Source organism: Methylobacterium oryzihabitans (genome assembly GCF_004004555.2).
GTDB classification, from domain to species: domain Bacteria; phylum Pseudomonadota; class Alphaproteobacteria; order Rhizobiales; family Beijerinckiaceae; genus Methylobacterium; species Methylobacterium oryzihabitans.
The window spans coordinates 1-19,309 of record NZ_SACP01000047.1 but is presented as its reverse complement, the minus strand read 5'-3'; the positions used below and the strand labels follow the sequence as shown (position 1 = coordinate 19,309).

Genomic DNA, 19,309 nt, shown 5'->3' with positions numbered 1-19,309 from the left:
TCAGGCGAGGGTGTCGAGGGCGAAGGTGAGCCGGTTGGCGGTCGCGCCGAGGCGGAAGCCGCGCACCCCGCCCTCGACGGCGAGGTCGCCGAGATGGCCGCGCGGGCGGTAGTGCGCGAGCACCTGGAAGCGCATCTCGCCGAGCACGACGGCGCTTGCCGTGTTGCCCTGGGCCTGGATCGCCACGACGGACAGCCGCGGCTCCCAGGTGGCGATCGGCAGGGCGAGCAGGAGGCGGTAGAGGGCGATGTTGCGCGGGGTGATGCGCTTGCCGAGGATCTCGGGCAGGCCGCCGGCGTAGTGGCCGAGCATGATCATCTGGCCGAGGCGCGTGGCGTAGAGCGTCTCGACGTGCTGGGCGACGTGGGCGAGGTCGGTGATCGGCAGGCCCGTGACGCGGTCGAGGCCGCAGGAGGCCATGGCCGGTCTACTCGGTCAGGGTGCCGAAGGAGAGGCCCGGGCCGTCCGAGCCCATCACGACGGCGGTCGGCGTGTCGGCGACCTCCTCGATCCAGCCCTGGTCGACCTCGAAGCGCGCCTCGCGCTCGGTCAGGGTCAGCAGGTCGCCCTCGCCGGCGCGCCGGCCGAACAGCCGCGCCGGCGCGGCCGCGGTGACGCGATACAGCTTCGTGTCCATGGATGTCTCCGAAGGTTACGGATCCGGCGGATCGGTCTTCGAGGGCCCGCGCTCGATGCCAGGGTGCACGTGGGTCGCGCCGATGTTCTTGTCGTCGTGCTTGACCTTGCCGCCCTTGAACGTGTGGTTCTCGTCCAGCGTGTAGGACACGCCCCCCGATTTCAGCACGATCGTCTTGGCTTCGATCGTACAAACCCCGTCCCGAACGGTGTGGGTGACGCCGTCGCGCTTCCACAGCACGCTCGTCTCGCCGTCCGGCGCCGGGTTCTTGCGGTCGTCGGAATGGTCGAACGGGTGGACGACGCCCTGCTCCTGGTCGCCGTTGGGACTGAGCACCACCACCTGATCGCCGACCCGCGGGCGCACGCTCGTCGCCCCGGTCGCGTCGGCGTTCTGCAACCACGTCGACTTGTTCGGCTTGCCGTCCTCGCCGCCGCCGAGATCGACCCGCACTCCCTTGCCGTGCTCGCTGTCGGTCACCGGACCGACCCGGATCAGCTTGGCGACCCGGTCCTCCAGCGCCGCGATCTGGCGCGCCTGGGCCTGGACGACGGCGAGGAGGTCGGCGAGATCGCTCATAATCAGCCCTACGGCGGGGCGGCCGCCTCGACGAGGGGACCGCGGGGGGTGTCGATGGTGAGCCGCGTCGCCGGCGGCTCGGTCTCGGCGCCGGGCAGCGCGTCGTAGCCGAGCGCCGCCATCACGTCGCGGGTCTGGCCGAGCTGCGCCTGGAGTGCCTGCCAGGGCGGCAGGGTCGAGCCGGTGAGGAGCGCGGCCAGCACCGGGGCGTAGGCGGCCAGCTCGTCGTCGGCGGCCATCTTCGCGAACAGCCGGTCCCACGGCTCGGGCGGCGCGCCGCGCCCGCGCTCGGGGTCGAGCAGCGGATCGAGGGTGAGGATGATCTGGCGCGCGGCGAACCGCACGCCCTTCTCGGTGCTGGCGCCGCGCCGGGTCACCATCCCGCGCACGCTGCCGCGGAAGGTCCGGTAGAGTTCGGCCCAGGGGTTCGTCGGGTCCTTGAGCGCGTGGCGCACCTGCCAGGCCATGACGTCGAGGGTCAACTCGAGGCCTGCGTCGGTGTGCGGCACGAGCACCCGGGCCTCGCCCTCGACGACCTCGATCCCGCCGGCCAGCGTCATCTCGATCACGACGTCGAGGTAGCGGTCGAGCCGGCGAGGCGATTCCTTGGCGGCGCGGCGCTCGTCGTCGTCGACCGACACGACGATGAGGGGCTTCGTGCCCTCGAAGGCGAGTTCGTCGAGCGGGGTGATGAGGCTGTCGTAGACCCGCTCCTCGGCGAAGGTGACGTCGAGGAGCGCCCGCTTGAGGCAGGTGCGGATGGCGAGACCGACGAGGCTCATGACCGGCTCGCGACGAGAGGGTAGCGGCCGTCGGCGAGGTCCGACGGCTCGGGCTTGACGATCGCGTAGGCCGGTTGGCCGGCGCGCTCGACGAGCACGATCCGGTCGTCGGCCTGGAGCGGGTAGCCGAGCCCGGCGAGCACGGCCGCGGACATCCGCAGATGCGCCTCGGCGACCGCCAACCGCGTCATTCCGTTGAGTTTGGTGCCCTGCCGCACCCCCTCAAGGGTGTCGACGGCCCCCCGGAGCGTGAACTGTGCGCGGACCTCACGCACCTCTCGCTCGGGGTCGGGGCGCGGCCCGCTCAACTCGCCCCGGCCGGGGCCGAGGGCGAGGCGCGGCTCGATGCGCACCCGCTCGCCGAACTCCTCGACGAGAACCGCGTCGGCCTCCGCCATGGCGTCTGCGAACAGCGAGGCCATGGGCGGATCAGGATGCCGTGCCGGCCGGCGGCTCGGCCTTGGTCTTCACCTCCTGCGCGAGGCCGCGGGCGATCAGCTCGTCGGCCTCGTCGGCGTCGATCTCGACCGGGGTGCCCGGCGCCACCACCTCGACGCTGTACTTGCCGCCGAGCACCCCGCCGAGGGTATCGTACTCGAACGGCTTGAAATCCTTCTTCGGACGGTGAAGCGCGACCGCCGGGATGATCTTCTTGAGGGCCATCGGGCCGAACCTTCCATGAGGGAACGAGGAGGATGGCGGCAGCCGCATTCACGGCCGCCGCCGGCGCACCGTCAGTTGACGGTGGCGCAGAAGGTCGCGTCGGCCCAGCCGAGCAGCGGCAGCGGGGCCGACTGCGTCATCGAGAACCACACGCCCGGGTCCTTGTTCTTCCACACCTTCGGGAAGCGGCTCATCGCGACCCGGTTGACCGCGCTGCCGTCGTCGGGCGCGCCGTCGATCGCGTCGGCGTCGATGACAGCGCCGTAGGTCCGCACGCCGCCGCAGCCGGTCGGGCTGCCCATGATGACCGTGTAGTCCGGCATCATCTTCTGGGTGGCGCCGGCCGCGTCGGTGTAGATCTGCTGGTAGACGAAGATGTCGAACTGCCCGATCGTACCGAGGTACTGCACCTCCTCGCCGAGCGCGCCGCCCGCGACCTTGCCGGCGAGGTCGACGTTGCCGGAAGTCTGGCGGAAGGCGTTCATCACCCGCAGCACGCCGGGCGCGTTGATGAACAGGTCGGCCGCGAGCGGATCCATCACGACGACGCCCGGGTGGAAGCCCGAGTTGTTCTGCACCGTGGTCGCCCAACTGCGCAGGTTCTGCAGTGGATCGACGCCGGTCTGCCCCCACCGCAGCGCGCCGGTGAGGGCGGTGGTGTGGAGCGGGTTGCGCTGGAGATCGACGTAGACCTCGGGGTGGTTGTCGCTCTTGCAGCTCACCGCGCCGGTGCGCAGGATCTGCGAGGCCATCCACTCCTCGAACCGGGTGATCTCGTCGTCCTCGATCAGCATGTTATCGAGGAGAGCGAGGTCGAAGCGCTGCTTGGGGCTGAGGTCGCCGAGCAACCGCTCGCCGGCGACGCGCTTGAGCGCCTTGATCGGCTCGATCGGGTGCTTGGGCTTGAGGTAGGGCGGCTTGAACCCGAGGGTCTGGTAGCCGCGCGAGCGGTCCGGCTTGCCCTCGACGGTCGGCACGACGAGCGGGGCGAGGCGACGGGCCCGCTGCACCCGGTCGAAGTAGACCTCTTCGGTCTCGAAGGTCTGCATCATCCGGAAGAACAGGGTCAGCAGGACGGGGCGGGCGCGGTCCAGCACGCCGAAGGCGCCGAGCAGCGCCGCGGTGGAGTTGACGTTGATCGACATCGGTGAGCGAGGCTCCTGAAACGGATCAGGAGCCGGAACGGCTCCTGTGCGCGACGCGGGTGTTGGAAGGGTGCGGGTCAGCCGTTCTGGCCGACCGAGCGGGCGTAGAGCCGGCTGCCGGCCTGACGCCACGCGGCTTGGAGCTGGACGACCGTCCAGCTCGCATCGAGCCCGAGGAGCTCGGCGGCGAACTGGCCGTCGTCGTAGGCCGGCGCCATGGTGTCGGCGGCGGTCGCGTCGACGTCGGCGGCGAGCACAGCGACGGGGGCCTGCGAGCCGTCGTTCGCGGTCCGGACGGACCGCACGTACTTGTCGGTCGCCGTGATGCGGCCGAGCACGGTGCCGCGGGGGTACGCGTTGCCCGCCGCGATGGTCATCGGACGGTGCTTGGGGCAGTCGCCGACGATGAGGGAGGTCGGATCGAAGGTGCCGTAATCCATGGCCGGGGGCCTTCTGCGAGAGGGATGGGACGGGCGTCAGGCCTTGCCGAGGAGCGCCTTGGCGGCGGCCGCCCCCTTGTCGGTCTCGCTCATCCGGCTCTGGTCGGCCGGCGGCGCGCCGAGGTTCGGCTGGCCCTCACGGGCCATGTCGGCGGCGAGGCCCGAGCCGCCCGGGGCAGCGGCCTTCGGGGCGGCGCCGAGCGCGGCGACGGCGGCCTCGGCCGGCAGGTCGGTCTGGAAGGCGAAGTGCTGGGCGAGGGTCTCGCGGCCGTTGGCCTCGTCGGCGCCGAGGATCGCCTGGATCCGGGTCTTGGCGCTCGCGGCGCCGGCCGCCTGCCCGGCGGTCTCGCCGGCGCTGCGGGCGCTCGCGACGGCAGCGGCGTGGTCGGCCTCGGTGATCGTCGACATGGTCTCGTCCTCGGAACTGGGGTTGAGGTCCGCCGCAAAGGCGGCCACGGCGTCCGCGAGGGAGCCGATCTCGTCGGCGAGGCCGGCCGCGATCGACTGGCTCGCGGTGTAGGTGAGGGCCTCGGTCGCGCGCACCGCCTCGGCCTTCATCCCGCGGTTGCGGGCGACCGTGGCGACGAACACGTCCATCAGCTCGTCGATCCGCGCCTGCCAGCGGGCCTTGACGGCGTCGGGCAGCGGCTCGGTCGGATTGCCGTCGACCTTGTGGCGGCCGGCGAAGATGAAGGTCACCTTGAGCCCGGCGCGTTCCAGCGCGACCGAGGCGTCGGTGTGCGAGGTGACGACGCCGACCGAGCCGACGCCGCCGGTGCGCGAGACCACGATCCGGTCGGCCGCGCTGGCGATCGAGTAGGCCGCCGAGTAGGCACGTTCGTGGGCGAAGGCGCGGATCGGCTTCGTGCCGCGCGCCGCGAAGATCGCGTCGACGAGATCGAAGTTGCCGGCGACCTCGCCGCCCGGGCTGTCGCACAGGAGCGCGATGCCCTTGACCTGCGGGTCTGCCAGCCCGCGCTCCAGCGCCCGGCGGATGTAGACGTAGCCGGTGGCGTAGGCGCCCCAGGCAAGCGACAGGTTGGCGAGCAGCACCCCCTTGACCGGGATCTGGAGCACGCCGTTCGCCACCACGTAGGGGCGGTAGGCGGTCATCCAGTGCCCCGGCGCGGGCCAGAACCCGTCCTCGGCCGCCCCCTGCACGCTCATCAGCTCGGGGGCGCGCGGATCGCTCATCGCAGCCGACAGGCAGGCGGCGATTTCGCCGGCCGCCCCCTCGTCCACGAGCGCGCCGCGGCCCTCCGGGAAGAGGGCCGCCATCAGGTTCGACATGATCGGTCTCCCTCGCGACGCGTGAGGGCTCACCGGCCCTCGTCGTCCTTGTCCTCGCGCGCCGCGCGACGGCGGGCCTTGCGGCCCCTGCCCTCCTCGGCGTCCGGGTCGATCCCGAGCGCCTGGAGGTAGCGGCGCTCGCGCGCCTGCTGCTGGGCGTCCTCCTGCCAGTCGGAGCCCTGCTCGGCCGCCTCGCGCTCGCGCGTCGACATCCCGGCATCGAGCCGCTCGATCGCGGCCGAGGCCTCCTTCAGCGGATCGACCCAGCCGCGCGCCGGCCCGATCCACTTCGCCGCGCAGTAGGCGGCCTTCTTCGCCCGGAACGGCGGCGCACCCTTGGGTGCGCGCACGATGCCGCGGTCGAGAGCCTCCTCCAGCCACGCCGCATAGATCGGCTGCATGAACTGGGCAGCGAAGTGCTCCTTGCGCGCCGTGAAGCCGCGCCAGACTTCGAGCAATGCGGCCCGGGCCGACGAATAGTTGACCTGCCCCCAGTCCATCGAGAGCTGTTCGTAGGTCATGCCCATCGCCGAAGCGACGTTGCGGAGCGAGGCCCGGGTGAAGTGCTCGAACACCTGGTTCGGGTGGTTGGGGTTGGTCAGTGAGACCTTCTCGCCGGGCGACAGGAAGTTGAGCTTCACGCCGCCGAGCTTGAGCGGAGCGGCCTCGTGAAAACCGAGCCGCATGCGCTGGTAGGCCGAGAGTTCCTCGGCCGCGTCCCCGTCGCTCATCAGCGACGCGACCTGATCGTGATCGTAGGGGCTCTCAATGAAGGCGGCGAGGATCGCGTTGAGCACCGCCGCCTGCAACTCGGCCTCGTCGTAGCGGCCGAGCATCTTGAGCTTCTTGATCACCGGAGCGAGCAGCGGCGTGCCGCGGATCTGGTCGGCCCGCTCCGGTTCGTAGGCGTGCACCATCACCCGCCGGCCGAACGAGGTCTCGCGCGGCACCCGCTCCCAGCGCCACGGGTCGGTGCCGAGATAGAGGTCGCCGGGATGCGAGACCCGGATGTGGTAGGCGACCGGGGCGAAGTCGCCGTCGAGTTCGACGCCCTGGCGGAGGTACTTCTGCTCGAAGCCGTTGCTCGGGTTCGACAGGCGGTCTGGGTCGATGATCTGGACCGCCGTCGCGAACGGACCGCCACGCGGCCGCCACAGGAGCGCGGCGAGCGCCTCGCCGTCCATGATCCGGTGGCGGAACGCGAGCGCGAGGAGCCCGCCCATGGTGAAGCGGCGCCCGACATCGCACCAGCAGTCCGGATCCTCGACGTAGTCGCGCCACGCCGCCTCGATGTCCGAGCCGAACTCGTCGGCGGCGTCGTAGTCGATCGCGCCGGTCGCGGTGCGCAGGCCGAGCGAGCGGGCGTTGGGCTTGGCCGACAGGCGCCAGCCGGCCCCGATGATGGCGTCGACCTGCCGGGTGATGCCGCCCGAGGCCCAGCCGTCGTTGCGCGCGAGGTCGTGCACCCGCGCGACCAGGGTGTCGCGCTCGCCAAACAGCGCCGAGGCGCCCGACGCGTGGGTAGGCTCCCACAGCGCGAGATCGCTGTCGGTGTGCGAGGCGCCGGCGAACGAGGTCATGGCGGTGCGGGGCGCGGCCGGCGGTGCGGACCGGACCCGCGGCGCCGGCACCGGCGCCGGGCGCACCATGGGGCTGCCGTCGGGCCCGAGGATGGTCGGGGCGCTCATCCGAACAGCACCCGGCGGCCGCGGGTGCGTGCGAACATGCTCGGCACGCCGAGCGCCTTCTCCAGGCCGGAGATATAGGTGCGCAGCTCCGCGAGGTTGCCCGGGTGCCATTTGACGGTGCGACCGTCGGCTCCGCGCGCCTCGGCGACGCCCTTGCCGGTCACGATCCGGTGGTAGGCCGCGCGGGCTTCGTCGAGCATCGCCTGCGTGGCCATTGGTGATCAGCTCCGGTTGAGGGCGGCGAGGGCGGCGAGAGCCGAGGTCTTCGTGGTCGAACCACCCGCCGGCTTACCTTTCGCCAGAGCGAACAGGCGCGGAGTGGCCCTTGCTGGCGCCGGTGTGGCCGCCGCGGTGGGGGGAGGCGTCTCGGGCGAGCCGGCGAAGAGATCGGGGGCACTCGGGACAATCGCCCGCTCGCGCCACAACTCGGCCCAGCGCTGCGGGCTGTAGCCGTCGACGCCGAGGCCGAAGGCGAGTGCGCGGGCCCCGACCGCGATGTCGAGCGCCTCGTTCGCCTGACCGGCCTTCTTCATCCACACGCGCTGGTCGCCCGAGCGCTGGTGGAGGGAGCGGCGCGACTTGCCCTTCGCCTCCTCGCGCGGATCCACGAGGATCTCGGCGGTGAGCTGGCGGCAGTAGGCCTCGTCGACGAGATCCATCGGCAGGTGCAACGTCTCGGGCTTGAACCGGCCCGAGGCATCGCGGCCTGCCACGAGGTTCGCGAGGCCCTGGTAGATCCGGCCCTTCAATCCGAAGTTGCCGATGTGGTGCAACTCGACCGCGCCCCGTTCGCGCCCGGTCTTGTCGCGGATTTTCACCACCGCGACGGTGAGCGGAATCGCGTCGGGCTTGTTGGCGCCCTTGCAGGCCTTGAGCCGCAGCGACCGGCCGCGGATGCGCAGGTACAGGTCCGGTGCGCTGAACCCGGTGTCCATGCCGACGACGTCGATCGGCAGCTCGCCGCCGCCCTGCGTCGGGTAGGTTCGCGCGAGCAACGCGTCGACCGCGTCCCAGGCCTCGTCGATCTCGGCCGGGAACGGGATTACGCCCCGGTCGATGAGCCAGCCCTCCAGCCGCGGCCCCCAGGCCCACACGCCCCACTCGAGGCGGTTGCCCTGGACGTCGATGAAGCCGGTGAGCACTGCCGCCGGGTAGGGCACGATCCGGGGCGGGAACGGCTCGCGGGCGGCGTGCAGTTTCTCCCAGGCCGGCGCGTCGGACTTCGCCTCATATGCCTCGCCCAGATCCTGCTGCACGTGGGCCTTCATCAGGATCGGCGCCGCCTTGGCGTCCTCGCCCCGCTTCCAGATGTCGGTCCACGCTTCGAGCGGCGAGTAGGCGGCCCAGATCGCGTAGCTCGGCTGGCGACCGGCGACGCGTCCGGTGCAGGGCTCGCACGCCCACGCGGCGATCTCGTCCGCCGCCATCACCTCCGGCACCGGGGCCGTGCCCTCGGGCACCCAGGTCGGGATCCAGCGGCCGGCCGCCAGCATCGCGGGGCGGTCGATCTGGTCGATCAGCGCCCCGCAGTTCTGGCACCCGAAGGTCGCCCGCCCCCGGGTCGCCTCGCTCGGCGCCTGCAGGTTGGCCGGCGTCAGAACCTGGAAGGCGCCGCAATGCGGGCAGGGCACGTAGCGGCGGCGGCGGTCACCCGCCTCGAACAGGATCGAGATCCGGCAGAGGCCCGCGAAGCTCGGCGTCGAGCAGTTGAGCTCTTTGGCCAGCCCGAGGCCGGTGTAGGTCTTGAGGCGTGCCTTGGACTGGCCGATTGGGTCGCCGCGACCGTCGGTGTCGAACGGATATTCCGAGATCTCGTCGCGCGCCATGTAGCGGATCGAAACCATCTGCAGCCCCTTCGACGAGGAGGCTGTGACGATCTGGTTGAACCCGCCCGAGAAGCGCTTGAACGAGGTGGTCGAGGCTGCCTCGTCGCGCGAGTTCTCGGGCCGCACGCGATGGCGGATCTGGGGGCTCGCGTCGATGGTCGGCTGCAGCTTGACCCGATTGAACTTCACCGCCTCGTCGAGCGAGGGCAGCATGGTCATCATCGGCCCGGGCGCCCGGTCGACGATATAGCCGAACCAATTGACGATGACCTCGGACTTGCCGATCTGCGCCGAACACTTGAGCGTAACGCTCGCTGCCGGGTGATCTGGATGCAGGCAATCCATCGGCTCGCGCAGATGCGGCATTCGGTCGGTCGACCACAAACCCGGAAACGGCGAGCCGGATTCGGCCGACACGTGCCGGAAGCGGTCGGCCCATTGCGACACCGTCAACTCTTCAACCGGCTCGCAGGCCGCAGCGAGGGCGGCGAACAGGACAGCGCGGCCGGTTGCGAGAGAGGCGTCGTGCTCATGATCTGCCATCATGGGGTCACGCGTCGGGCCCGACTGGTGCCCCTCCCCCGGGCCTGAGCGCTTTCGTCAGGGCGGATCGGAAAGCCTCGAGGCCCGCCTCCTTGAGCTTGCGCAGGTGAGGACGGATCGCCCGGGCGTCGTGCCCGGTCGCCGCGGCGAGACGCTCGGCCGTGTCGGCGAGCGCGAGGTCGAAGGCCTGGGTCAGCGCACTCACGGCTTCGCGGGCCGCCTCGACCACCTCGGTGGTCGCGGTGAGCTGACCGCGGGCCTTGGCGAGTTCGAGCTCCCGGAGCCCTGCGTCAGCTTCCTCCTTGCGGGCCTTCGCCGCTCCATTGCGCCGGGGCTCCTCGTAGGAGGGGCGTCCGGTGGGAGCCGCGGCGGGCAGGTTGATGTTCTCGGCCCGGTGCCGGACCACCGCGGCGTAGGAGACTAGGGTGTCGCGCCCGTGGATCACCGGATTCAAGGCGTCCGCATAGCGCGTGATGTAACGCGACAGGGTCGAGCGGTTGATAGCGACCCCGTCCGCCGTCAAGCGCCTGTGCAGTTCCGAGATCGAGACCAGATCTGTGCAATCTGTGCTCATGCCTGTGCAGACCTGTGCATCGGTTTTCAAACCGAGCAACTAGAAAAATCCCGGGTGCTTGGCGCCCGCAGTCCTCTCCCGCCGGGGAGGGACCCGCGGCCTACCCCCTCCCGGGGGCGGCGGAGGGGGCGGGGTCCGGCGCCCGGTCATGGCAGGATGCGGGCGAGCCGCTTCATCACCGCCGCCTCGACCCGCGGGGCGGCGTCGGCGAGGAAGTGCGCGGCGGTGCGGTCCTTGACGATTTCCTTGGCGACCGACGGGCCGTAGAGCGCGCGGATCGGCATGCGCCCCGGTCCGAGGCGCGCCCGCAGCAGCCCTTGCCCGGAGGTCTTGAACGAGCGGGCGAAGGTGTGGGCGACACCCCAGGGGGTGGCGGTGACCGGACGGCGCACGCCCGCGCTGACGCGGAACTCCAGGATCGGCATGCCCTTGCCGGTGCCGAGGATCTCGTAGGACAGCTTGCCCGGGTGCGCCCGTTTGGTGTCGGTGCGCTTGACGATCGAGCCGTAGGCCTTGACGTCCGTCTGATCGCGCAGGTCGCGCCGGACGGGCGTGCGGGTCTTGTCGCCGCCCTCGTTCAACCCCTCGACCATCGCGCGCTGCGCCTTGGGCGGAAGCGCGGCGAGGCCGGCGGCGAAGGCGGCGGCGCCCGGGCCGACCGTGACGGTGACGCGCATGGGGCTACATCTCCGCCTCCCGGGCAAACGAAAAACCCCCGGCGGGGGGCGCCGGGGGTTCGGGTTAGTCACAGTTCTGACGGTTCGGAGTGTCACCAAATTCCAGGCGCGCCGTCAAGCTTGGTGCTGCACGATCGGACGCGCCAGACGTGCCTCCAACTCGGTCCGCCCTCTGTGCGGTCCCTGAAATCCGATGTGGAAAACCCGCCGGGTCGGCGCGGCCGGCGCTTCCCACGGGCGCTGCGGGCGGGAGCAGGGCTGGAGATCGAAGGCGGCGAGATGCGGGGCGAGGTCCTCGTGCAGGAGATCGAGGGCCGAACGCCAGATCTCGTATTCCCCGCGCCCGATGATCGTATCGACCGGACACGGGTCGAGGTAGGGCTTCTGGTAGGCGTCGGGCATCGGGATGCGCCGCTTGCGGTCCATCCCGTCGACCTCGATTTCGTAGGGGCCGGCCTCGCCCTCGACCACGGCCCGGCGAAACCACAGCGGCTTGCCGTTGGCGCCGCGCGTGAGGGCGACCGTGGGCGCCTCCCCTTCCCAATCGGGCGCGTCGCGCATCAGCGCGTGGCGGAACACGAGGCGGCGCGGGGTGACCTGCGAGCGCAGGGTGCGCCGGCCGGCCGCGTCAAGGGTGACGAGGCCGCGCAGTCCGGTGCGGATCGCGACCGCGCCGAGCGGGCCGAGGTCGCCCATGTCGGCGAGCGGATTCCAGTCGTCGGGCAGGTCGACCACCATGCGGTCGAGCCCCTCGACCGCCTCGGCGGCCAGGACCGCGTCCGGATGCGGATCGTCGGCGGCCCAGCGGTTGGCGACGACGCCGTAGCGGTTGTCGGGGACGTCGACCAGCGTCCCGAGTTCCTCGACCCTCTGGACGCCGCCCATGCACCCCCGGAAGCTCTCCGGGCCGACGAGACCACCCTCCGGTTGCGCCTTCGGCAGCTCGTCCCGGTAGGCCCAGGACAGGAACTCCTCAATCCCGATCCGCTTGCGCATCGCCATCAACCTCAAGGTAGACCCTTGTCGAGGGTTCAAAGAGGGTCAGGTAGACCCTCTGTGAGGGTGATTAGCTTGCATCATCAATGGTTTAAGAGCCGTTGTAGAGGGTGTAGATAGTCTCCCCCTATACATGGGAATTTCTCATCATGCCGAGCATGACGCCACCCCGAACCCCGTAGGATTCCTATACGCGAGCAAAACCCTCTACACCCTCTACCGGCGCGGCCAAGGGTTTCGAGGGATTGACGAATTTCGCTTGGATGGTCGGCGGTCCGGGGTCTACCAACCCTCTCGACGGTCTACCGCGGGTCGAGGGTTGGGACGCGCGCGGCCGCTAGTCTTCCGGGTTCCGGGCCGAGACCGGGCGCGCCGGCACGTTCTGCAGGTCGCAGTTCATGTAGTAGACACAGCCGTTGATGCTCGATTTCTCGAAGCGCTGCTTGAGTGTTCGCCCGAACTTCGTCTGCGAGCGGACGCGTTTGGCGTTGGCGAGCGACCACGACATGTAGGCTTGATACATGTCGTTGGCCTGGACCTTGTAGCCCTGAGCCTGGACGACGCAGGCGGTGACGAACTCGCCGATCGGGTCCATCTCCTCGCGGTACTCGCCCGTCGCGTCCCGAATCGAGGTGGCGACGGACAGGCCGTTAAGGAGGAAGTCGCGGGCGCCCGCGATGAGCCAGTTGAGGATGCCCGGTCCTTCCTCGGTCACGAACTCGGACACGAACTCCTCGAAGTCGCGCTGGCGCTCCTCGGGCAGCGTCTGGTCCCAGTGCACGACCAGCATGCGCCGCCAGATGCCGTTGTCGGTGCCGTCGATGGTCGGGAAGCCGTTGCCCGACATGTGCGGGGTGGCGAAGTTCTGGAACTCGAAGAAGCCCTTGAACAGCGTGCGGGCGGGGATCGCCTCGCCGCCGGTCAGGCGCTTGATGAGATCCTCCTGGACCGGCACGTCGGCCTTGAGCTCGGTCACGCGCACGAGGCGCTTGCCGTACAGGCGCACGATGTCGGGCGAGGCCGCGCCGGCGGCGCGCTCCGATCCGCCGACGAGGGATTCGCGCGGCAGGCCGACGGCAAGGCCGGGGCCGAGCAGGCGGCAGAGCACCTCGAGGAACACGCTCTTGCCGTTGGCGCCGAGCCCGTAGTGGAACATCACCCGCTGGACCGGGATCGCCAGGAGCCCGACGCCGGCGAACTGCTGCACGGTGCGGCGCTTGTCGGCGTCGGGCAGCATCTCGGCGAGGAAGGCCTCCCAGCGCGGCGCGACCGCGTCGGGATCGTAGGCGGTGGGCACGACGGCGGTGATCCAGTCGTCGCGCTCGTGACCGGGCGCGGCGTGCAGGCTGACGCGGTAGACCCGCGGCGCGGCCGCGTAGGCCTCCGGGTCGAGGGCGTCGTTGGCTTCCTCGTCGAGCCGGCGCGAGAACCGCAGGGTGTGGGTGAGGGTCGCGAAGGTGAGCCGGGCCGGGTTGAAGCGGTCGGGCGCGCGGCGCAGGTGGGGCGCGGCGCATTCGAGCGCGGCCTCGAACCGGCCCTTGTTCTTCGAGGTCACCCCGAAGGCGCGTCGGCGGCTGCGGCGCTGGTCGAGCGCCTTCTCGGCCTTGCTCTTGCGCTCGATCGCCTCGCGATCCTCGTCGGTGCGGTCCTCGGCCGCCTTGCGGGAGGCCGCCTTGCCGGCCCGGATCGCCTTCGTCTCGTCGGGGGTGTGGCCGAGGTAGGCCGCCTCCAGGCCGATGCGGTCGCCGAGGCGCTGGGCGATCATCCGCGCGCCGGACGCGCCGCCGGCGAGATCCCAGTGGGTCCCGCACCACGCCAGCCAGTCGCCGCCGGGCGTGCCCTCCTGCGCCATGACCGAGAGGTCGCGGCCGAAATGCAGGCGCAGGCGCAGGCCGTTGTCGGTGTCAGAGTGATCGAGACCGGCGCAGCGCTCGACGACGCTGCCGTCGACGTTGTCGAGCCCCGATCCGGACGGGGCGTCGCCCTCCTCGACGTCGTCGGTCGAGGGTTCGAAGCGGTCGGCGTCGTCGAAACCGGGTTCCGGGTCCGGCAGCGGGGTGAAGGCGTCCGCGATGCGGGCTTTGGGATCGTCGGACACGGGGATCTCACTCGGACGAGGTGCGATGCGGGCGGCGGATGGCGGGGCTCAGGCGTCGAGGCGGCGCCAGAACACGGCGAGGTCTCGGACGGTGTCGCCGTGGGGCAGGCGGGCGAGGCAGCGCCGGAAGCCTGCGGCGCGCAGCGCCTCGGTTGCCCGGTGGCCGGAATCGAACGGGACAGAGCCGACGAGCAGCGGCGCCACGATCGCGGCGGCGGCCGCGTCCTTTTCCGTAAAGAAGGTCGCGATCCGCCGTCCCGAGGGCAGATGGCTCAGGCCCGCGAGGGTGCGGATCACGCCGTCGTCGCCTGGGCGGACGGGCAGGTGCTCGAGGTGGATCGCGAAGGGCGGTCGCGCCCAGCCCCAGAGGGTGGCACGTCCGCTCGGGTAGCTCAGGCTCACCAGGGCGAGCGTCCAGCCCGGAGCGAGGTCGAACGTGCCGGGCGGGCCGGACTCGCCGAAGCGGTCGGCGAACTCGGCGAGCGGGAGGGCGCGCCAGAACGGTGCGTCGAGGTCGGGGAGCGGGTTGGGGGCGGGCATGGTCGATCCGCGCGGGAGGGGCGCCATCACTCGGCCGCCTGGGGCGTGGCCGAAGCGGCGAGGTCGAGGGCGTCGAACAGCGAGAGGGCGGCCCGGCCCTGTTCGGCTGCGCGCAGGTAGCGGACCGAATCGGCGAAGTAGCCCGGGTTCAGCTCGCAGCCGCGGCCGCGCCGGCCGGCCTTGAGGGCACGCAGCGGCACCGTGCCGAGGCCGGCGAAGGGATCGAAGACGAGTTCGCCCGGCAGCGAGTAGCGCCGGATCAGGCGATCGACGACGTCGAGCTGCAGAGGGCAAACATGCTTCTCGCGGCCCTTGCTCGCCTGATCGGTGTTGAGCGTCACCATCCGGGCGATGTCGGTCCAGACATCGGGTCGGTTCGAGCCCGGCCACAGGCTGAGGAACGTCGCCGGCAGGGCGAAGCGCTGTGCCAGCTCCTCGCCGAGGCGCACGTGCGCCTCGTGGTCGTAGACCTCGCGCAGGCTCGCGGCGCGGAAGGAGGCCGCGAGCGCCTCGGGCGAGAGGCGCGCCAGCTCCTCCGCGCTCATCAACCGGTCGCCCGACGAGCGCCAGCGGGCGTGGGCGTCGACCTGCCAGCGGGCGCGCGAGTAGCCGGTGCCGGGCTGGGGCGGCAGCCTATCGTCGAACGCCACCAGATGGCCGTCGGCGGTGAGGCAGAGCGGCTTGTCCTTCGTCACCCGCTCGTCGGCGTAGGCCTTGCTGCGGTCGCTCGGCAGCTTGCGGAACAGCAGCACGAACTCCGGGCTGCCGACGCCCATCTTGGTCGAGTCCTTGCCGTTCTCGGTCCAGCCCAGGCGATACGTCTGGTTGTTCTCCCGCACGACGTCGGTATCAATGAAGATCATCCCCATGTAGAGGAAGCCGTGTTCCATGTAGTGGAACAGGGTCTTGGCGTGGAACGGGTTGACCGTCGGGGTGCCGGTGCCGGTGGCCGAGCCGAACAGGATCCGGTCCTTGACGTGGATGCAGGCGAGCCGGCCGGGCTTGAGCGCGCGCAGGAGCTGCGGCGTCAGGTAGTCCATCTGCTCGAAGAAGTGCCGGTCGTCGTCGGTGTGGCCGAAATCGTTGTAGCTCGGCGTATACTCGTAGTGGTTCGAGAACGGGATCGAGGTGACGACGAGGTCGAGGGAATCGTCCGCGAGGTGGCGGCATTCCTCGACGCAGTCGTTGTGGGCGAGCTGCCAGCCGTCGCCGATCGTCTCGGCCCGGGTCACGCCGAGGCTGCGGGTCAGGACCCCGGCGAGGCTGGCGCGGTGCAGCCCGTGGGTACGGATGATCGCGGCCATGCGCGCCGCCATCTCCTCGTGGCGCGCCCACTTCGCCTGCAGGTCGCGCACGACCTCCCGGTCGGCCTCGGAATGGATGATGTCGATCTCGACCGGATACGCTTGCTGGAAGCGCTGGATCCGGTGGATCGCCTGGATGAAGTCGTTGAACTTGTGGCTGACCCCCACGAACACGGCCTTGTGGCAGTGGCGCTGGAAGTTGCAGCCCGAACCCGCGATGACGGGCTTGGCGGCGAGGTAGCGGAACGCGCCGTCGGAGAACGCGACGATCGCCGCCTCGCGCTCGTCGAGGTCCTGGGTCCCGTAGACCGCGACCGCGTCCGGCACGGCTGCCTGGATCGCGTGGCGCTCCGCCTCGAGGTCGTGCCAGATCAGCCGGTGGCTGTCGGGATCGGCGTCGAGGATCGCCCGCAGCTTGGCGATGCGGGCCGGCAGCGTGTCGCGCCGCTCGCGCGCCTCGTTCGCGAGACCGACCGCGGCGGCCCGGAACAGGATGCCCTGCCCGTCGCGCTCGGCGCCGGCATCGGCGAGGTTGGTCTCGACCTCGTGCCAGCGCACGGTGAGCGGGGGCAGGTCGTAGCCCTCGTCCGAGAAGCCGAGGTCGGAGGGCCGTTGCAGGAAGGCGGCCCACGAGGCGCACCACAGCCAGAACTCGTCTTCCTTGTGCGGGTAGAGGGTGAGGTCGCCCGCCTTCTCGGAGTTGCGCTGGAAGAACCGGGTCAGGGCCTGCCCCGTGTCCATCACGCCGAGGAAGCCGGCGTAGTGGATGATTTCCTTGTAGCGGTTGGGCGAGGGCGTTGCGGTGGCGACGAAGCGGAAGCGCACCGCCTCGAACAGGGGGAGGAAGGTCTGGTAGGTCTTCGAGCCGAACGAGCGCAGGACGGACGCCTCGTCGAGGCTCACGGCGGTGAAGGCGGCCGGGTCGAGACGGCCGTCGCGCACCGCCTCGTAGTTCGTGAGGCAGAGCCCGCTCTCGGGCGCCTCGTCGAGCGAGCGCACGAAGGTGAGCGGGATGCCGAGCGCGCGGGCCTCGCGGAAGAACTCCTGGCGCACCCCGAGCGGGGCGACGATCAGGCCGCGGCCGCCGGCCCAGGCGAGGCACAGGCGCAGCACCTCGAGTTGCATGCCGGTCTTGCCGAGCCCGAACAGGGCGAAGATCGCCCGGCAGCCGCCGCGCACGGCCCAGCGCACGACCGCGCGCTGATGCCCGAGGAGCCGCGGGTGGACGTCCGCGTCGGCGATCTCGAAGCCGGTCGCCTCGGCGAGGCGGATCTTGCTCTCGAGGAATCGGCGGTAGTCGGGAGCGGCGGCCATCACGTGCCCTCCCCTTCCAGCGCCGCGCCGAGCACCGCCTCGCGGCCGATGCACAGGGCGAGGGTCCGGCACACAGCCTCGGCCTGGGCATGGCGCACCCGGGTCGTGGCGACGAACTCGGCGATGCAGGCCGGGGTCTCGAACTCGACGAGCGGGGTCGCCCGGCAGGGGCGCGGCAGGTGCCGGCCCGAGGCGAGATCCTCGGCGTATTCGAGGGTGGAGCGGATCGCGAGGAGCTGCTCGCGGGCGTGGGCGTAGAGCTGCGCGGCGCTGTAGCCGCCGAGCGCATCCTTGACGCTGCCCGGGAGGGCGGGGACGGGCGCGGGCACCGGCGCTTCCGGCAGCACCGCCTCGGCGCCGGCGCGGGCGCGGCGCACGGTGTCGATCGCCAGCCGCGCGGTGCGCCCGACCTCGGCCGCCCCCGCGCCCGGCCGGACACGGTCGAGGAGGCCCGAGAACCCCGGCGCCGGCCGCGGCGCGCGCGGCCCCTCGACGTGCGAGGCGAGGTGACGGACGACCGGCCGGGCGCCCGCGGCGGCGAAGGCGAGGGTGAGGACGTCGGGGGCGGAGGCGGGCATCAGGCGGCGGCTCCCATCAGCATGTCGTTGAAGTCCTGGCCCTCGGCCGCCCAGGCGATGTGGGCGGCGAGGTCCGGGTGGGCGGCCCGGTAGCGGCGGCGGGCCCGCTCCAGGGCGTGGGCGGTGGTGAAGCGGTCGGAATCGCCGTCGCCGCACAGCCACAGCTCGGTGACGCTCGCGGGCAGCGGGATCATCGGCCCGGGCTCGGGGTGCGGCTCGGACCCGCCGACGCTCAGGCGGCGCACACGGCCGAGCGAATCGGTCTGGGTCAGGGTCGGGTGGGCGATCCGGTCGGCGGCGCGGCCGGCAATGTTGCCGAGGCTGATCCCGGCCCAGAACGCGGCGCCAGTCACGAAGTCCGGCCGCAGCGCGGACAGCGCCCGCCACGCCGACAGCACGGTCTCGACGCCCTCGCCGAGCACGAGGCGCACGGGAGACGGGTGGCGCACGAGCTCGATCCGTCCGCCGCCGACCGAGCCGCGGGCCTTGCGGGCGGGCAGGATCTCGCCGGTCGCGGCGTCGGCGAGCACGAGCTTGCCGTCGGGCTGGGCGAGGTCGATCCAGGTCGCGTGCAGGCCGGCGAAGCGCCCGTCCGGCCCGCGGATCGCGGCGAGCAGCGCCGGGCCCTCGTGGATCACGGCCGCGCCCTGGCCGCCATGGGCGAAGTACGGGTGGGCAAACGCGCAGCGCAGCCGCGCCCCGGGCGGGGCGGTGAGGCCGCGCCGAGCGAGGTAGGCGGTGGCGGGATCGCCCGCGGTCAGGTCGGCCGCGGCCTCCCACAGGTCCCACAGCTTCGTGCGCTCCCACTCGCGAAAGCGCGCGCTCGCGGCCTCCTGCGCCGCCCGCTCCCGCTCGCGCTCGGCTTCGCGGGCGGCGCGCGCCGCGCGGCGGGCTGTCCTCTGCTCCTCGGTCTCGGGCTCGGCGCCGGGACGCGGGCGGCCGGTGAGGATCTCGCAGGCGGTGAAGAAGTCGCAGCCCTCGACGTGGCGCACCAGCGCGATGACGTCGCCGCCGATCGGATCGCCGCCGCCGCCGCGGCAGCGCCAGACGTTCTTGGCGATCGAGATCGCGAAGCGGTCGCGGCCGCGGCAGCCCGGGCACGGGCCGGTCCACTCGCCCGTGCTGCGGTGGAGCCGCGGCGACAGGGTGCGGGCGTAGGCGACGAGGTCGGCGGAGCGGGCCTCGTCGATCCAGGCGTCGCGCGCGGAGGCCATCGTCAGCTCTCCGCGCAGGCGAGGGCGGGCGACGAGCCGCCGGCACCCGAGAGGGCGGCGCGCAGACGCTCGCCGTTCACCGGCAGCCCGTCGCCCCGGCGCAGCGCCACGACCGGGTAGAGGGTCGGGCAGTGGTCGTAGAGGGCCGCGAGCGCGTGCAGGTCCTGGCGCAGGCAGGTGCTGCGGTGAGCATCGGCCGCGACATCGGCCGGCAGGTCCGCCTCGGGATCGGTGGCCATGCCCCGGCGACCGGCGCGGCGCCGCAGCAGCTCGGCGAACAGCCTCGCGGCCCGGCCGCCGGGGGCGGGGGCGGCGAGCAGGATGTCAGCGTTGGGGAAGTCGCCCGCGACCCGGCCGCGATCGCGCGCGGCCTGGACGAGGACGCGGGGCCGGTGCCCGATCTCGGCCGGGCGCGCGACCG

General features: G+C 71.8%; 21 protein-coding genes. All 21 read right to left on the bottom strand.

Features of this window, described 5'->3' with window-relative positions; all coding sequences use genetic code 11:
- Nucleotides 1-420, bottom strand: coding sequence for a hypothetical protein (locus EOE48_RS27010; protein WP_127733984.1), 420 nt, complete (start codon nt 418-420; stop codon nt 1-3).
- Between the two features lie 7 nt (nt 421-427).
- Nucleotides 428-637, bottom strand: coding sequence for a hypothetical protein (locus EOE48_RS27005; protein ID WP_127733983.1), 210 nt, complete (start codon nt 635-637; stop codon nt 428-430).
- Nucleotides 638-652: 15 nt separating this feature from the next.
- On the bottom strand, nt 653-1,216 hold the full coding sequence (locus tag EOE48_RS27000) for a phage baseplate assembly protein V (RefSeq protein ID WP_127733982.1): 564 nt from the start codon (nt 1,214-1,216) through the stop codon (nt 653-655).
- Nucleotides 1,217-1,224: 8 nt separating this feature from the next.
- On the bottom strand, nt 1,225-1,998 hold the full coding sequence (locus EOE48_RS26995) for a hypothetical protein (RefSeq protein ID WP_127733981.1): 774 nt from the start codon (nt 1,996-1,998) through the stop codon (nt 1,225-1,227).
- A complete protein-coding gene (locus EOE48_RS26990; protein WP_127733980.1) occupies nt 1,995-2,420 on the bottom strand; it encodes a hypothetical protein in 426 nt (141 codons plus the stop codon). The genes EOE48_RS26995 and EOE48_RS26990 overlap by 4 nt, the downstream gene beginning before the upstream one ends.
- Nucleotides 2,421-2,427: 7 nt before the next feature.
- Nucleotides 2,428-2,661: a hypothetical protein gene (locus EOE48_RS26985; RefSeq protein WP_127733979.1), complete on the bottom strand. Its 234-nt coding sequence runs from the start codon at nt 2,659-2,661 to the stop codon at nt 2,428-2,430.
- 71 nt (nt 2,662-2,732) lie between these two features.
- Nucleotides 2,733-3,806 carry a major capsid protein gene (locus EOE48_RS26980; protein ID WP_127733978.1) on the bottom strand — a complete coding sequence of 358 codons (1,074 nt, stop codon included), beginning with the start codon at nt 3,804-3,806 and terminating at the stop codon, nt 2,733-2,735.
- Nucleotides 3,807-3,883: 77 nt separating this feature from the next.
- Nucleotides 3,884-4,246, bottom strand: a complete 363-nt coding sequence (locus tag EOE48_RS26975; protein ID WP_127733977.1) for a head decoration protein — start codon at nt 4,244-4,246, stop codon at nt 3,884-3,886.
- Nucleotides 4,247-4,282: 36 nt separating this feature from the next.
- On the bottom strand, nt 4,283-5,536 hold the full coding sequence (locus EOE48_RS26970; RefSeq protein WP_127733976.1) for a S49 family peptidase: 1,254 nt from the start codon (nt 5,534-5,536) through the stop codon (nt 4,283-4,285).
- Nucleotides 5,537-5,565: 29 nt separating this feature from the next.
- Entirely contained in the window at nt 5,566-7,224 is a 1,659-nt protein-coding gene (locus EOE48_RS26965) for a phage portal protein (protein ID WP_187371564.1), read from the bottom strand.
- Nucleotides 7,221-7,439 (bottom strand): gpW family head-tail joining protein, encoded by a 219-nt coding sequence (gene gpW, locus EOE48_RS26960; RefSeq protein WP_127733974.1) that lies wholly within the window; start codon nt 7,437-7,439, stop codon nt 7,221-7,223. The genes EOE48_RS26965 and gpW overlap by 4 nt, the downstream gene beginning before the upstream one ends.
- 6 nt (nt 7,440-7,445) lie before the next feature.
- On the bottom strand, nt 7,446-9,596 hold the full coding sequence (locus EOE48_RS26955) for a phage terminase large subunit family protein (RefSeq protein ID WP_127733973.1): 2,151 nt from the start codon (nt 9,594-9,596) through the stop codon (nt 7,446-7,448).
- Between the two features lie 4 nt (nt 9,597-9,600).
- Nucleotides 9,601-10,206 (bottom strand): hypothetical protein, encoded by a 606-nt coding sequence (locus tag EOE48_RS26950; RefSeq protein ID WP_127733972.1) that lies wholly within the window; start codon nt 10,204-10,206, stop codon nt 9,601-9,603.
- A 107-nt stretch (nt 10,207-10,313) separates the two neighbouring features.
- Nucleotides 10,314-10,844, bottom strand: a complete 531-nt coding sequence (locus tag EOE48_RS26945; protein WP_127733971.1) for a hypothetical protein — start codon at nt 10,842-10,844, stop codon at nt 10,314-10,316.
- 114 nt (nt 10,845-10,958) lie between these two features.
- Nucleotides 10,959-11,840 (bottom strand): hypothetical protein, encoded by an 882-nt coding sequence (locus EOE48_RS26940; RefSeq protein ID WP_127733970.1) that lies wholly within the window; start codon nt 11,838-11,840, stop codon nt 10,959-10,961.
- Between the two features lie 337 nt (nt 11,841-12,177).
- Nucleotides 12,178-13,938: a DNA primase family protein gene (locus EOE48_RS26935; protein WP_127733969.1), complete on the bottom strand. Its 1,761-nt coding sequence runs from the start codon at nt 13,936-13,938 to the stop codon at nt 12,178-12,180.
- Nucleotides 13,939-13,986: 48 nt separating this feature from the next.
- Complete coding sequence (locus tag EOE48_RS26930) at nt 13,987-14,478, bottom strand: hypothetical protein (RefSeq protein ID WP_127733968.1); 492 nt, start codon at nt 14,476-14,478, stop codon at nt 13,987-13,989.
- A gap of 26 nt (nt 14,479-14,504) precedes the next feature.
- Nucleotides 14,505-17,096, bottom strand: a complete 2,592-nt coding sequence (locus EOE48_RS30340) for a DNA methyltransferase (RefSeq protein ID WP_127733967.1) — start codon at nt 17,094-17,096, stop codon at nt 14,505-14,507.
- Entirely contained in the window at nt 17,096-17,674 is a 579-nt protein-coding gene (locus EOE48_RS26920) for a hypothetical protein (RefSeq protein WP_127733966.1), read from the bottom strand. The genes EOE48_RS30340 and EOE48_RS26920 overlap by 1 nt, the downstream gene beginning before the upstream one ends.
- Nucleotides 17,674-18,888, bottom strand: a complete 1,215-nt coding sequence (locus EOE48_RS26915) for a DUF7146 domain-containing protein (protein ID WP_127733965.1) — start codon at nt 18,886-18,888, stop codon at nt 17,674-17,676. Before EOE48_RS26915 ends, EOE48_RS26920 begins: the two co-directional genes overlap by 1 nt.
- 2 nt (nt 18,889-18,890) lie before the next feature.
- Nucleotides 18,891-19,309 (bottom strand): hypothetical protein (locus tag EOE48_RS29415; RefSeq protein ID WP_187371563.1); only part of this gene is annotated, 419 nt, incomplete at its 5' end.